Below are 15,625 nucleotides of genomic sequence, written 5' to 3' on the forward strand. Positions count from 1 at the left end.
AAACTTAAATTTCTAAAATACTTATGGAAGCTCTAATTCACATTCAGAAAACATTTGAGAAAGTTGTTTATATTGATAAGAAAATAAACAATCGCGAGTTTGAAGATTGTGTTTTTAAAAACTGCGACTTTTCTAACAGCAATTTCAATTCTAATACTTTTCTTGACTGCGAGTTTATTGACTGCAATTTATCAATGACAAGTTTGGCAGGAACGAGTTTAAAGAACGTCACTTTCAAAAACTGTAAACTTCTCGGAATTGCATTTAACGAATGTGACGATTTTCTATTCCAGGTTTATTTTGATGAATGCGTTCTTGATTATGCATTGTTTTCCAATAAAAAAATGCCAAAAACTAAGTTCGTTAATTCTTCTGTTCGCGAAGTAACTTTTGTTGGAACCAATTTAACGAGTTCTGTTTTTGATAATTGCGATCTTGATGGCGCTATTTTTAATGAAACACAATTAGCATCGGTCAATTTTAAAACCGCTTACAATTACAAAATCGATCCTGAATTTAATCCGATGAAAAAAGCACAATTTTCTACTGAAGGAATTGTCGGATTATTAGATAAGTATGATATCAAAATCGTTTAGTTATGAGTGCCAATGAATCTTATCTAGAAAGTGTCAGAAAGCAGTTTTTGTATTATAAAATGCTTGGCGAAAAAGCCATTGACCAACTTGAACCTCAACAGCTTTTTATTTCGGTAAATGAAGATACCAACAGCATTGCTACAATAATAAAACATATTTCGGGCAATATGCTGTCTCGATGGACTGATTTTCTTACTACCGATGGTGAAAAAGAATGGCGCAACAGAGATTCTGAATTTGAAAATGATTTACAATCTAAAGATGAAGTTCTTGAACTGTGGAATAAAGGATGGAATTGTCTCGAAAATGCTCTTGAAAACTTACAACCAGAACAGCTTTCAAATATTATTTATATTAGAAATGAAGGCCATACGGTTATAGAAGCTATAAATCGACAATTGGCACATTATCCGTATCATGTCGGACAGATTGTTTTTTATGCCAAACAGCTGAAAAACAGTGAATGGAATAGTTTATCGATTCCCAAAAACAAATCGGGAAATTATAACGCCGAAAAGTTTGCCAAAGAAAAAGAAATCAAGAACTTTACCGATGATGAGTTAAAAAGATTGAAATGACCCGTTTGTCAGTCTGAGCGAAGTCGAAGACCTTTTTGTGACATAAAAATGAAATCTCTAGCTCTAAAAAAACAACTTAATTAAAATGAAAAAAATAGTATTCTTATTCCCCATTTTGGTTTTAGCATCATGCTATAATGCAGAACACAATTGCAAGGATTTTAAAACCGGAAAATTCAAATTTGAAACAGATGTCAACGGCGTAAAAAAAACAACTTATTTTGAGCGTAAAGACGATATCGAAATTGAAACTTACGAAGGAAAAACTGATACTGCTACAATACGCTGGGTAAGTGACTGTGAGTACGTGCTGCAAAAGAAACATCCTAAAAATATGGCTGAAGAAAAAGCAATCAGCATGAAGATTTTAAACACTTCTAAAGATTCTTATACTTTCGAATTTGGCTTGGTTGGTTCTGAAGAAAAACAGCGAGGAACGGTTTATAAAGTTGATTAAATAATAAAGGCTCCATTTGGGAGCTTTTTTTATGCCACAAAGGCACAAAGTCTCCAAGTTTTTTTATTCTCATTTTTTAAACTTTGCAACTCTGAATCTTTATCCCTTTGTAACTAAAAAAACAAACGTGTTTCTTTTACATTTCTATTTTAAATAGTACATTAGAACTCTAATCTAACCAAATGAAAAATACCATTTCGCAGAGAGTTGCCGATTTTTTAAAGAATTATCCGCCGTTTAATTTTCTTCATCAGAGAGATTTAGAAAAGCTATCTGAACAGATTTCTATTATTTATAAAGAAAAAGATGCTGTCATTTTTGCTGAAAACGACAAAACTCATGATTCTTTTTATGTGGTTCATAAAGGCGCTGTTGCACTTAAAAAAAGCACTAAAAATACCGTTTTAGATATGTGCGATGAGGGCGATATTTTTGGATTGCGTCCGTTATTGGCACAAGAAAATTATATCATGGAAGCGGTCGCTCACGAAGAAAGCATTTTGTACGCCATTCCTATTGCGGTTTTTAAACCTTATGCACTGGAGAATAGAAATGTTGGTAATTTCTTGATTGAAAGTTATGCCTCGAATACTCGAAATCCTTATTCCGATATTCATAAAGATAAATTATATGGTGATGATCAGTTAAATGAAAATCTGCATTCGAGTAATCATTCTTTTGACTTGGCGCCCATAAAATATTCAAAAAAAATTGTAACCTGCAGTCCGTCAACCACTGTTAAGGAAGTGGCGAAGATTATGAATAAAAAGAAAGTCGGTGCTATTTTGATTGTTGATGAAATGCTTCCGATTGGTATTTTGACAGATAAAGATCTTCGAAATAAAATCGTTACAGGAGATTTTCCTATTACAACGACTGCCGAAACGATAATGACCAAACCTGTTATTACGTATCCTAAAAAAATGACGGTAACTGAGGCGCAAATGGCAATGATGAAAAGTAATATCAGTCATTTGTGTTTAACGAAAGATGGAACGGTAAACACAAAAGCGGTTGGGATTTTATCGAAACACGACGTTATGGTTGCACTCGGAAACAATCCTGCGGTTTTAATTAAAGCCTTAAAACGAACTAAAAAAATTAAGGAAATAAAACCTATTCGTAACCGAATCATGCAGTTACTGCAAGGCTATTTGGATCAAAATATCCCAATGACATTGATTACCAAAATAATTACAGAACTGAATGAAGCTTGCACCAATCGTGTTATTGAGATTTGCTTAGAAAAAATGAGCAGTCCGCCGCCAGTAAAATTTGCATGGTTGGCACTCGGAAGTCAAGGTCGTGGCGAACAAATGTTACACACAGATCAAGATAATGCCATTGTTTATGAAAATGTGAATGAAGTTTTTAGAGAGGAAACTAAAATCTATTTTCTAAAATTTGCCGGACTTGTCAATAAAGGGCTTTTTGAAATTGGATACGATTATTGTCCTGCCGAAATGATGGCTTCAAACCCAAAATGGTGCATGAGTGTGGACGAATGGAAAAGCCATGTGCATCATTGGATTACAAATCCGGGGAAAAATGAGGTCTTATTGTCCTTTATTTTCTTTGATTATAGTTTAACTTACGGAGATACCGAAGTAGCAAATCAATTGTCTGACTATATTTTTGAAGATTTAAAAGCAAATCCTATTTTCTATATGCATTTGGTGAGTGGTGCTCTGCAAAGCCCTTCTCCTACTGGTTTCTTTAGACAATTTTTGGTAGAGCAAGATGGCGCAAACAAAGATAATTTTGATATTAAACGAAGAGCTTTAATGCCATTGACAGATGCTGCACGTGTTTTAATTTTATCGCACTCGATAAAATCGATTAGCAATACAGCTGAGCGCTTTGAGAAATTAGCAGAACTGGAACCTAACAATAGAGAATTGTATTTATCCTGCTCTTATTCGTTCAAAGCTTTATTGAAATTTAGAACCAAGCAGGGTCTTTTGCATCATGATTCTGGTCAGTTTATCGAATTGGAATCTTTGACCAAAATGGAAAAAATTAAGCTCAAACGTACTTTTAAAACCATTAAGGAACTTCAGGAACTTATTTCGGTGCGTTTTAATATCTCAAATCTGGTATAATAATGAGTTTATTTAATTTTTGGAAAAAAGAAGAGACTAATCTATTCGATGAAAATATTACAATCGAAGAAACTCGTTTTGTGGTTTTGGATACCGAAACAACTGGTTTTGATTACGAAAATGACCGTATTCTCTGCATAGGCGCACTAGTTCTTCAAAACGGAATTATTAATGTTCAGGAAAGCTTTGAAGTATATTTAGAACAAGATCATTACGATAAATCGACCGCTCAAATTCATGGTATTTTAAAAGATTTACTGATTAAACGTCCTACTGAATTGGAGGCATTACAGCAGTTTCTAGATTTTCTAGGAGACTCCATTATCATTGCGCATCACACTATTTTTGATGTTACAATGATTAATAAAGCTTTAGAAAGAAACGGACTTCCTCATTTAACGAATAAAACCTTAGACACGGCTTATTTGTATAAAAAGACTTTAATTCAATCTCATTTATTTGAACGAAAGGATCATTACACCTTAGATGATCTTGCAGACAAATTTGATATTTCCAAGAAAGATCGCCACACAGCACTGGGGGATGCCTACATCACTGCCATTGCATTTCTTAAGATTGTAAAGAAATTGAGAGAGAAAAAAGCAATTAGTTTAAATCAGCTTTTCAAACCTTAAGATTTTTTTATGAATCTTAACTTTACATTTCAACTCCATAATTTACCATTTAGTAATACTAGACTTATAAAAATTAGCAAAAAAGAAAAATAGCCATAACCTGTATTTTGTTTTTGAAAGATAGCTTTGTCGTAATCAAAAAAAACACAAAAACAATTATGAAAGCTAACTTTTTAAAATCAATTACCTTGCTTGGAATTGCAGGCCTTTCTGTAATAAGCTGCCAAAATGACGACAAAGATTCGAATAGTGTAAATGCTAGTATCGATTTTACTTCACATTCAAAAGTGCCACCTTTTGTTTATCCAATGACAGGTTTTGAAAATCTAAAAATCAGTACTTTAATTGCTAGTACAGATGTTCTTCCAGAATCTCCTTCTTTTGTTTATGGTGCACAACCTGATGGAGCTGGATTAATGAAAGATCCAAATGGTAATGGATATATCTTGATTACCAACCACGAAATTCTGCAATCTGTATCAAGAGTTTATTTAGACAAAACTTTCAAACCAGTAAAAGGTGATTATATTGTTGATGGCGTTGGTGGTTTAACTCGTTTATGTTCTGCTACATTGGCAACTCCAGAAATTCACGGATTTGGACCAATCTTCTTAACTGCTGGAGAAAGCGGACAAGAAAGTATGGTGCACGGAATCAATCCGTTGGGACAATCTTCAGATAAAGCAAGAAAAGATAGAGTTTTACCAGCTTTAGGAAAAGCGAGTATGGAAAACGCTGTTCCGCTTCCTAAAGAAGCTTATCCAGGAAAAACCGTAATTCTAATTGGTGAAGATCAATCTTACGCAACTTCACACGTAAGTGCTGGACAATTAATTATGTATGTGAGTACTGTTGGCGATTTGTCTAACGGAAAATTATATGCCTTAAAAAGAACTGATGGAAATCAAGTTGAAACGGATATCAAATTAAATAGCAGTTATCCTGTTGAATTTGTTGAAATTCCAAATGCAAAAAATCTTACCGGGGCTGTTATCAATACAACTGTTAACGACTTAAAAGCAATTCGTTTTTCTAGAGTTGAAGACGTAGATTATAGAAAAGGAAGTGCAAACAACAATAGAGAAATTTATTTTACTGCTACAGGTCAAGCAACCAACAATGCTCCTGTTGACGGTTATACAATGTGGGGAAGAGTTTACAAAGTGAAACTAGATGCTACAAATCCGTTAAAAGGAACTTTAGAATTAGCTGTTGAAGGTGACAGTACTCCAGGAACTGGAATTATTAACCCAGATAACTTATGTGTAACAGAGAACTACGTTTACATTCAAGAAGATGGTGACAGCTACTACGCCGACGCTAAACACGATTCATATATCTGGCAATATAGCATTGCGACAAAGCAAAATAAAGCTTGGTTAAACATGAACCACAAAAGAACCGATGCAGCCTGGAATGCTTTATATAATCAAACTGGCGAAATGAGATTAGGAAGCTGGGAGTTTGGTGCTATGGAAGATATTTCGGACATCATTGGTGTTCCAGATACTTTTACCGTAAACATTCACCCGCACACATGGCAAAGTGATGCATTCAAAAATGCAGACGGTTCAGGAACTCAAACCAACAAAGAGGGAGGACAAACTGTAATTATCAGAAACGTACAGAGATAATAATTTCAGTCAAAATCTATTAACAACCCTTATTTTTCGATAAGGGTTGTTGCTATTAAAACACTATTATGAAATTAAAATATTTTTCATTTCTATTTTTAGCTCTTTGTTTGTTCTTTTCGTGTCAAAAAAATGAAACTTCTAAAACAACAATCAAACAGAATCTTCTTGTTGACTTAAACAAATTAAGCAATGAAATTACCCAATTTCAAAAGCTGGTAGATAGCAATGCTTCTCCAAAAGAAATTGTAGAACAGTTTAAAAAATCACGTTTATTCTATAAAAAAGTGGAATGGGCAATTGAATATTTTATTCCCGAAACGGCTCGTTTTATGAATGGTCCAGCCTTGGATGAAATGGAATTGGAAGAAAATAGATCTTTTGAGCCACATGGGTTTCAAGTAATCGAAGAAATCATTTATCCTGAATATAAAATCGAGGATAAAGAAAATGTCATAAGAGAATTGAATATTTTTCAATCTAACATAAAGCAGCTGAAAACCACATTTGAAGTAATCACTATTTCTGACGATTATGTTTTGGATGCAATGGAACAGAATATATTTCGTGTTATTGCTTTAGGAATTACAGGTTTTGATAGTCCAATTTTACAGTCTTCAATTTCTGAAGCGGGAGAAAGTTTATTATCAATTTCTAAACCTCTTGAAATCATTAATTCCGATAATAAAACACTAGCCGATTTAAAGAAATTAATCGCAGAAGCACAGCAATATTGTAAAGAAAACAATAATTTCAATGCTTTTGACCGAGCCTTTTTTATAACAGAATATTTGAATCCGATTTCGAAAAAAATTAAAACTTTTCAGAAAGAAGAGAATATTAAAAACGTAAAGAAAACAAGCCCATTAAAACCAGAAATTGAAACTTTGTTTGATAAAGATGCTTTTGATGTAAATGCGTTTGTACTTTCTAAAGATTACAATTACACCATAGATAAAGCTAAACTGGGAGAAAAACTGTTTTATGATACCAGCCTTTCAAAAAATAATGACAGAAGCTGTGCAAGTTGCCATCATCCAGAAAAAGCATTTACAGATGGTTTAAAAACAAACGTTTCCTTAACAGGATCTAATCTTGCACGAAACACACCTACTCTTACCTATGCTTCTTTACAAAATGCTCAATTTTGGGATATGCGTCAGTTAGACTTAGAAAAGCAGAGTGTAGACGTAATTCAGAATAAAGAGGAAATGCATGGTTCAATGGATGCTATTCATGCTAAAATTCTATTGAATAAAGAATACATCAGCCTTTTCAAAAAAGCATATCCAAAAACTTCAAAGCCCGAAGCTTGGCAAATTCAAAATGCTATTGCGAGTTATGTGCGTTCTCTAAATGCTTTCGATTCAAGATTTGACGAATACATGAGAGGGAATAAAAATGCTCTGAACAATCAGGAAATAGAGGGAATGAATCTCTTTATGGGAAAAGCAAAATGTGCAACCTGCCACTTTACACCTTTGTTTAACGGAACCGTTCCTCCGAGTTATTCTAAAAGCGAACATGAAGTTATCGGAACTCCTCAAGATGCTTCCGGTAAGAAATTGAGCGTAGATCAAGGGCGATATTTATACAATAAAATGCCTCAATTGGTTGGAGCTTTCAAAACTCCAACAGTTCGAAATGCAGCTGTAACAGCTCCTTACATGCACAATGGTGTTTTTAAAACTTTAGAAGAAGTCGTTTCTTTCTACAACAAAGGCGGTGGAATTGGTTTAGGCTATGAAGTAGAAAACCAAACGCTTCCTTTCGACAAACTAAATTTGACTGTAAAAGAAGAAAAGGCTCTTGTTGCTTTTATGAAAATACTAACGGATAAGAAATACCAGTAAAAACCAAAATAGATTTCAGTAAATCAAAAACGCCAGAACTTTAAGTTTCTGGCGTTTCTCTTTATTTTTATTCGTTTTCTATAAAAAGACGATATGGAAATACATTTGAGGATCTATTTTTTAAGTTCTTCATAAAACTCTCACACAAATAATCCCATTCTGTTGCCGATAGATACTCTTTCTCAATCGGATTTACTTTTAAATGAATATCGACCGTTCGGCTAAAACCTGCTTTTACCGAAATCTCTTTTCGAGTTCCTTTCTCTATTTTAATATCTAAAATACAGCTTTTAAAATGATTAAATCCAAACGCTTTTATATCTGCAAACGTCACAATTCGACCACGCGTTAGCAAAGCATTACGGTATGCTAAAATTCTATCTTTATTATTTTGTTTGTTCATTCCGCCAACTGTATTGGTAATCAATACGGCTTCTTTACTCACAAACTGCATATCTTCTTTGGTTTCTAAAACCGTTCCTGCTTTTATATCATTGCCCTCTTCTGCACAAGTAGACCAATAATGTATTGAAAATGATTTCCCTAAAGATTCATCAAACTTAGGTTTTATCATTAAATAAGGATCATTATTTTTAGAAAAGCTACTTTCTTTAGCCTGCTGCTCTACAGAAGCCAAAAGCTGATTAATTTCGACCAAAGAACTGTTCATAAAGTCTTTTCCTAAACCTGCAAAAGAAGAACTTTCGTCTTTTAAAAGATCTAATACATTTTGAAGCAGTTCTGATGCACTTCTAGAATCAAATCTAGAAACTCCACCCGTTCTTAATACTGCATTTCCTTCTTCAATAACACCATCTTTAAATTCTTTTATTTCGTAATGATTATTGAATCCATCGACAACAGTATCAACATCCAAATAGATATTATTATCTGTTTCCAAAGCAATGTACGACAAGAAATTACCAAGTGTTTTATTTATAATGTGCTTCTTTTTGTTAATTACCGGAAAACAATTTGCTGTAAAAGAAACATTATCTAATATTTGAGGAATTAAAGATTCTGGAAAAACCATTTTTACCCAAATAATAGGATTGTCATTTCTATTTGTTATCGCTTCAAAACATTTGTACTCTTCACCATATTCACTAATAGGCTTATGGTTTAATGCTCCTTTTAGCGTGTAAAAGTTATCAAAATAAAACTCATTTACTTCCTGCATTATCTCGCTCAAATGCGTGTAATTGCGGTTTATAATGCTTTCTATATCAATGTTATTTATAGGAACATTATATCCCTCTTCTACCGTGATTTGTACATCATCCTGAAAACACTTCATTTGCTTCAGGTAGTAATGAAACATCTCTTTCTGATGCGTGTTTTTAATATCGATGTACAACATTAAATCTTCCAAATCCAACACTTTTGGATTTTTTAATTCAATTCCCATAAACACAATACCAGAAGGAAGAGAATGTTTATAATCACGAATAGCATCTTTATAAAAAAGATTCGAAATTTCGAATAAGTTTCTCTCGTAAGCAATATACTTTACCTCAGCAGACGCTAATTTTACTTCTAATGTCGGCGAAAGTGCAATTTCTTTGGTTATTGGAGCTAACGGATTATAAATATTATGAATTCTTCGACTTGCCGACATTTGATTCTGCAATGAAACTTTCATATTATTATCTATTGGCAAAGCATGCAAAATAGCTCTTGCCGGCTTTACTCCCGCCGTAACTTCTGGAAACATAATTTCTAGAACTCTTTCTACAACTCTTGTTTTAGAGTCTTCAAGTTCATGGGCTACTTTCTCCAGTTCGTAAGACAATGCATTAAGCATCATTGACACCACAGGGTCAAAAGATGTTTCCATCTCAACATCTGAAAAGCCCCATGACCTAGCTGCTCTTTTTAGCACTCTGTCTTTTATTCGATCTTGTCTCATGGTATTATTTTAATTCTACTTTCTAATAAGCATAAAATTTAAGCAGGATATGTAAAGAGAGACATTTTAAAACATAAAAAATCTATTTAATTGAAAATGTATATTTATAACGTTTCGATTTTAAACTGTCAACCCTTTCTCTACTATAATATGAAAAAACCTCTATATTGAGACTATCAATACATTCTTTACTTTTCAATTTTTTATTGATTATTTTATTTATTGAATTTATATATCTGTCTAATATTTTTTTTGATTGTGTTATTGAATCTTCTGATATACGAATAGTCATTTCTTGGTTTGCCTTGCATTTTTCAAGGTCAATTTTTGAAATCTCATAAAATATCACTTCAATTTTATCATTTTCTATATCTTTTTTTAATTCTTTCAACTCTTCAGCGACTTCTATAGTCTGCATTCGTTGTGAGCCAGCAGAAATAATTAAACCATATATAAAATAAATTATGACACTTACTGCTATTACAGAAATTATAATTACAAATATTTTTTTCATTATTTTATTTCAATTAAGGGAGGACAATTCGTAATAATATACTCATCATTAACTCTATAAAATTTGGTTCCTTTCCCCGCTTGTGCGAGCGTCTCGCTCGTAAGTGTTAATCCTCGCAAGCGTCCGCCCGTGATAACTTCTCTTGATGAATCATCAAAACTTATAGCTCATCGAAATCTACTATAATAATATTATTACCTTGATCTTCTATTTTTTTGTTATTGATTGTTGATGTACAATACCGGCAAACTCTAATTTTTCTATGACTTTGATCAAATCCTTCCTCAATAAGATTAGAGAAATTATGTATTTTGATTATCTCATCTTTAACATTAATTATTAAGGTATCCTTCAATAATATTTTCTCTGATATACCGATATTAAAATTATTTTCATATAAATAATCTTCTAAATCTTCTTTGATATATTTAACATTTCTGTTTTTAACATAAATCTTAAGATGTTTTAAATCTTTTTCTGAATACTTCTTTGAAAAGTTTTTAAAAGATATCCAAAAGCCTTCTCCACCAGCTACGTAAGTATTGCAGTTATTAGCTTCTTGCGTGTTGCAACTAAACAAAACAAGGAAAAATATAAATAATATTCTATTTAACTTTAATGTATCCATTATAATTTGCCATAAAATGATTTGATGTTATTTTTTTTCTTAAATATTTATTAGCCCCAAATGGATCAGTACCCCAAGAATAAACATTAAAGTCTATTTCATCGATATCTGCCTTAAAAAAACTTGGTTTATAATTCCATATAATAGGGGACTCTAAAACTACCCAATGTAAATCTAAGGAACTTTTATCCCATACGTCGTCAATTAAATCTGAATCAATCATTATTATTAATTTATAACCTAAACCTAATTGTTTATTTATGTCATTAATCTTATTCTCAATATCTAACGTTGTATAAACCAAAGGTTTTATAGGATTATAAACCCCCTTAGAACTCACATCATTATACCCTAAAAACTTTTCGCTTAAAGATGTCATTAGTGGAGGCCAATTAATTGCTTGAAATTCTTCTTCTCCACCTTTATATTTTCTATTATCTGTGTTTCTAGTTCCAGCCATTGTAATATAATCAATTAATGGCATATGAACTTTCTTTTTTATACCACCAATCCATTTCCAGTGCCAAGGATAATTTTTATCATTTAGTATTCCTTTTATAAAAGGTTGTCTGTCTAAAACTTCACTTTCAGGTTTAACAACATAACTGTTAAAAGTGGCTTCCCCTGTTCTAAAAAGTTCTTTAGCAAATTTTTTATAGGTATCTGGCTGTTCTTTAGCAAACAGGTAAAATATACATGCCATACCACATAAAGAAGTTCCTGACTGGTTAATTAACCAAGGTTTACCATTGTCTGTACGGTCAGTTATTTCGTCTTCAACAAACATTCTATCAAACCATCTAAAACGATTATGTTTCCATTCTTTATATTCACCTTCTTTCTCTGGATCTTTTATATATGCTCGGACATAAACAAAACGTCCGCACATATCTTCATCATTCATCGTTATTGTTACTGAATCTCCTTTTGTTGAAAGAGGTATTTCCAACCACTTATTTTGTGATAAACTATGGTACTTAATCATCCATTTTATATCTCTGATATTTGCTGGAGGACTTTTAACATAACTCTTTACTTTAAAATGATATGCTTTCCCAAAAATCATTCCGAGCTGAGTTGTTCCTGACCTATCATTCTTAGACCCCAGATCCAAAGCTGTCAAAAGCTCAATTTCCTTTACAGCTTCATTAACTATTTGTACAGGCAAATCTTTAGGTTCTCCGTGAGTAATACCTGCATCACTTGTTAAACTAACTGACGTACCAGAATTATAAACAATATTACCGTCAGAATAAATATTATGATCTCCTCCTGTAGTTTTGGTTATAGTACCTCCAACTATTCTTACTCTACTCATACCTTAGTGTGATTTAGATTTTTCCGCACTATTAACCTGTATTTCTTTTTTAGAGTGTTTATTTATTCCGCCTTCACTACTATTATCAATTCCTTTAACTCCAATTTCCTGTCTCTCTTTTGCAGTATGCGATTCCAAATTACCTTCAATATTTTCCATGAAGTTTCCTGTAACTGATAACATACTATCACCACCAACTGTTGTATTAAGCATCATACCTACAACACTAGTTTTGTCAGCACCAGCACTTTCTGTAATATTCATTCCAGCACTTACGCTAATATTTTGAGAAGCATTAAAATTGATGTTTTGCGCGTTAAGATCAATCGTATTGTTTGCTGTAATACTAATATTACCGCCAACAGTATCCATTACTATCTCGTTACCATTTTTATCGGCAATTATAATACTTTCGTCTTCGGTAAATTTTATTATGTGTCCGCTTCTGGTATGAATTGCTTTTATATTATTCTGGGCATCAGCATAACCGCTTGAATCTTGTCCGTTATATTGCGCACCAATTACGTAAGGATTTTGGACATTATTGCCTTCAAAACCAATTAAAACTTCTTCTCCGATTTCTGGAACAAAATAAAATCCTTTTCCTGGTCCAGAATAAGGCTGTACCATTCTTATCCAATCTGTAACTGCTGTACCGCTCGCTCCATAAAATTCTACTTGTACACGTCCTAATCCTTCAGGATCATTATTGTCTTTTACCTGTGCAGGCTGCGTTTCTGCTTTACCGTATACAAAAACATCTGTATAATGTGGAGCCGATACATCGGCAGGGATTGCTTTAAATTCGCAAGAATAATTTCCGTGAACCTGAGAATGGTGTACAACTTCTATAGCAATTAGCTCATGCACTACAGTTTGGTTTACTATTGTAAAAACCTGCCCAAGACCAATTGGAAAATAAGAAATCCCGCTGTAATATACACTGTTGGCATCACTACCCGCAGTTTGCAGTTTTACCATTTCCTCTAGTTCTTCTTTATTTGTAGCATTTGCAGTATAAGCACCATTATTTAAATCAGAATTTGCAACCGTTCCCTGATTATAACCTACAATAGCTGCAAAACTATCTTTACTTCCAGAGGAAGTCTTAGCGGCTGCATCACGAAAGGTTGCTACATTTTCATAATTATAACCATTCAGCGAAATTTTATGCGAGCTCATATTAGCTTGTATCTTAAAACTATGCAATGAAGCCCCGTTAATTAACTTGGTCTGACTACTTTTTGTTTGTCCGAACTGCATACGCATTCCATCAAAATAAAACCATTGCCCATAACGCTTAGCAATTCTTTTTAAGAACTCAAAGCTAGTCTCGTTATATTGCAAAAGGTTTCTAAATTCTTTAAGATAGGTTGATTTAATAGAATCTCTTTGATAAAATTCTCCAGGTCCTTCAGCAAAAATTCCCAGTACGATATCATCCATACTGCGATCTTTAAATGTTCTTGACTTTTTCATATCGTCAATTACAATACTGTGGCTTACACCAGAAACGTGTAATCCAGCTGGACTTCCATCAAGATCAATAGAAGAAAGTTCCGTAATGATTCCTTTACTCATTAATCTTATTCCAGTAAGACTTTTAAAGGTAAAAATCACCTCATCACCAAGATAGGTTCTAAGCGCTTTTGCTTGATCTGCCGGATTAATTACTGCTTTACCCGTGTATTGCCAAACAAACGAAAAATGATGATGATCGGCCATTTTTTGAGATAGCTTTAAATCATAATAAACAACGTTTTGGGTAAAACCTCCTATAGTTATATGTACTTGTTCTGAAAAATGTGCCATAATAATGTGTCCTTGTTTTTTAATGAGCTTTTAAACAATTAATCTAACGCAATCCAATTATTTGAGAATTTAGCGTCTCCAAAAGTCAATTCTTTTGCCACTAATTCCATAGTAATTCTCATTGGGATTTCGGTAGTGCTTGTAAATTGCTCATCGTAACCAATACAAAATGCTTTAGTAAACGAAAGCTCTTTCATTTTACTTAATGCATCTCTTCTATAAAAAACAATTTTGCCGTCTTTGGTTAAATCTCCGTTTAACATCCAAGACAAAAAATGACTGTTCTGACTTGCTTCGATAATCATTTTTATTACTCCGCCTTTAGCATTTCCTGTAGGTTTGCTTGTTGTGTCAATTTCTTGTTTGAAACCAATATTAAATTCAAGAACATTATATTCTTCGCCGTCTATATGTAACTTAGATAAAAAACTCATTTGTAGATTTGTTTAGATAATTAATTTAGGAAGTGTGAAAATCCAGCTAATCGGGAATTGAAAACCAGATATTCTAAAAAAGAAAACAAAAAAGGAAGTCCACTTATCGGACTTCCTTTTAGTTTAATTAAGATTGATAAAGTCCAAAGGATTATACCCAAGCATTATCAAATTCTCCTCCACCCATCGAAATTTTACGAGCAGAAATCATAAAAGTTTCAGTTAATGGATTTTCACTGTTATGATCAAAGTTTTCTTTGTACTTAACCATGTAAGCTTCTGTAAACTTTAGCTCTTTTAAAGTAGCATTTGAATCACGTTTAATGAATTTTACTGACCCGTCTTTTCTTTCGAAATTGTTAGTCATCCATTCAAACAATTCAGTACTTCCAGTTGATTCAACCTCGATCATGATTCTTCCTCCACGTGTTACTGTAGATGGACGCCCAGAAGCATCTGTTTCTTGAGCTAAATCATAACTAACGTTTAATACTTTGTAATCTTTTCCTGCTACTGTTAATGATGTTAAAAACGACATAATGAAAAATTTTTAATTATTAATTTATTTATTTATGCTGTAAATATATAAATAAAATCTTATTATAATAATTTAATTAATAAAACTTTATTTACAATATATAATTATCAAGTTGTCAGATATTTAAAAACTAAAAAACATACTTTTTTAGCTTATTGAAATAAAAATAGTACTAAAAAAAGCTATTTATAGGATAGCGGTCCAACAAAAAAGTACCCTCTAAAGTCAAAATCACGATTGGTACTTTTAATTGTTGCTTCAATTATTATATCGACTTTCTTTTTTGATCTGCTCACATCATCAACAAAATAAATCGTCTCAGATAATTCAACTTTAAGCTCGTTTACTTTTATTCTCTTTTCATGAAAAGCCAAAGACTGTTTCATTGTTTTTGAAATGATTTCTTTTAACGTATTTTCATTCATCAGCAAATCAAAGTCGATTTCCCAGATTTTTGAACCAAACGTTTCATCAAACTTGCACTCACCAAATGTAGTAGTAGCTAATAAAATGATTTGTTGGGCGATAGAATGCTCAATCGAGGTTTTTTCTAACTCTTTTTTTTGCATTACGCTATTAAAATCTATTGGAAGTTTGTAAAATGCTCCTTTCATAAT

15 protein-coding genes are annotated in these 15,625 nt (G+C 32.6%); 7 read left to right on the forward strand and 8 right to left on the reverse strand.

From position 1 onward, the window contains the following. Positions 1-23: 23 nt before the first annotated feature. The 7 genes from SOM12_RS20345 to SOM12_RS20375 all read left to right on the forward strand — a co-directional run bounded on the left by SOM12_RS20345 (position 24) and on the right by SOM12_RS20375 (position 7,855). A complete protein-coding gene (locus SOM12_RS20345; RefSeq protein WP_095930958.1) occupies positions 24-596 on the forward strand; it encodes a pentapeptide repeat-containing protein in 573 nt (190 codons plus the stop codon). Between the two features lie 2 nt (positions 597-598). Continuing rightward, on the forward strand, positions 599-1,174 hold the full coding sequence (locus SOM12_RS20350; protein ID WP_320495153.1) for a DUF1572 family protein: 576 nt from the start codon (positions 599-601) through the stop codon (positions 1,172-1,174). An 85-nt stretch (positions 1,175-1,259) separates the two neighbouring features. Continuing rightward, complete coding sequence (locus tag SOM12_RS20355) at positions 1,260-1,631, forward strand: DNA topoisomerase IV (RefSeq protein ID WP_320495154.1); 372 nt, start codon at positions 1,260-1,262, stop codon at positions 1,629-1,631. A 182-nt stretch (positions 1,632-1,813) separates the two neighbouring features. Then, positions 1,814-3,733: a DUF294 nucleotidyltransferase-like domain-containing protein gene (locus tag SOM12_RS20360; RefSeq protein ID WP_320495156.1), complete on the forward strand. Its 1,920-nt coding sequence runs from the start codon at positions 1,814-1,816 to the stop codon at positions 3,731-3,733. A 2-nt stretch (positions 3,734-3,735) separates the two neighbouring features. Further along, a complete protein-coding gene (locus SOM12_RS20365; RefSeq protein WP_095930962.1) occupies positions 3,736-4,368 on the forward strand; it encodes a 3'-5' exonuclease in 633 nt (210 codons plus the stop codon). 158 nt (positions 4,369-4,526) lie between these two features. Beyond that, positions 4,527-6,002: a hypothetical protein gene (locus SOM12_RS20370; protein ID WP_320495157.1), complete on the forward strand. Its 1,476-nt coding sequence runs from the start codon at positions 4,527-4,529 to the stop codon at positions 6,000-6,002. Positions 6,003-6,070: 68 nt separating this feature from the next. Then, complete coding sequence (locus tag SOM12_RS20375) at positions 6,071-7,855, forward strand: cytochrome-c peroxidase (RefSeq protein ID WP_320495158.1); 1,785 nt, start codon at positions 6,071-6,073, stop codon at positions 7,853-7,855. Positions 7,856-7,922: 67 nt separating this feature from the next. Here SOM12_RS20375 and SOM12_RS20380 read toward each other — a convergent pair whose 3' ends face one another. The 8 genes from SOM12_RS20380 to SOM12_RS20415 form a co-directional block, all read right to left on the reverse strand. Further along, the gene (locus SOM12_RS20380) at positions 7,923-9,764 is read right to left on the reverse strand and encodes a type VI secretion system baseplate subunit TssF (RefSeq protein WP_095930964.1); all 1,842 of its coding nucleotides are present in this window, start codon (positions 9,762-9,764) and stop codon (positions 7,923-7,925) included. Positions 9,765-9,846: 82 nt separating this feature from the next. Then, positions 9,847-10,278 (reverse strand): hypothetical protein, encoded by a 432-nt coding sequence (locus SOM12_RS20385; protein WP_095930965.1) that lies wholly within the window; start codon positions 10,276-10,278, stop codon positions 9,847-9,849. 160 nt (positions 10,279-10,438) lie between these two features. Further along, on the reverse strand, positions 10,439-10,906 hold the full coding sequence (locus SOM12_RS20390; protein WP_095930966.1) for a hypothetical protein: 468 nt from the start codon (positions 10,904-10,906) through the stop codon (positions 10,439-10,441). Beyond that, entirely contained in the window at positions 10,884-12,224 is a 1,341-nt protein-coding gene (locus SOM12_RS20395) for a hypothetical protein (RefSeq protein WP_095930967.1), read from the reverse strand. Before SOM12_RS20395 ends, SOM12_RS20390 begins: the two co-directional genes overlap by 23 nt. A gap of 3 nt (positions 12,225-12,227) precedes the next feature. Continuing rightward, on the reverse strand, positions 12,228-14,036 hold the full coding sequence (locus SOM12_RS20400; protein WP_095930968.1) for a type VI secretion system Vgr family protein: 1,809 nt from the start codon (positions 14,034-14,036) through the stop codon (positions 12,228-12,230). Between the two features lie 38 nt (positions 14,037-14,074). Beyond that, positions 14,075-14,470: a type VI secretion system tube protein TssD gene (gene tssD / locus SOM12_RS20405; protein WP_095930969.1), complete on the reverse strand. Its 396-nt coding sequence runs from the start codon at positions 14,468-14,470 to the stop codon at positions 14,075-14,077. Positions 14,471-14,621: 151 nt separating this feature from the next. Continuing rightward, complete coding sequence (tssD, locus tag SOM12_RS20410; protein ID WP_012025247.1) at positions 14,622-15,008, reverse strand: type VI secretion system tube protein TssD; 387 nt, start codon at positions 15,006-15,008, stop codon at positions 14,622-14,624. A 182-nt stretch (positions 15,009-15,190) separates the two neighbouring features. Further along, positions 15,191-15,622 (reverse strand): GPW/gp25 family protein, encoded by a 432-nt coding sequence (locus tag SOM12_RS20415; RefSeq protein ID WP_095930970.1) that lies wholly within the window; start codon positions 15,620-15,622, stop codon positions 15,191-15,193. Between the last annotated feature and the right edge of the window lie 3 nt (positions 15,623-15,625).

It is taken from the genome of Flavobacterium sp. CFBP9031 (genome assembly GCF_034044945.1).
Taxonomy (GTDB): Bacteria; Bacteroidota; Bacteroidia; order Flavobacteriales; family Flavobacteriaceae; genus Flavobacterium.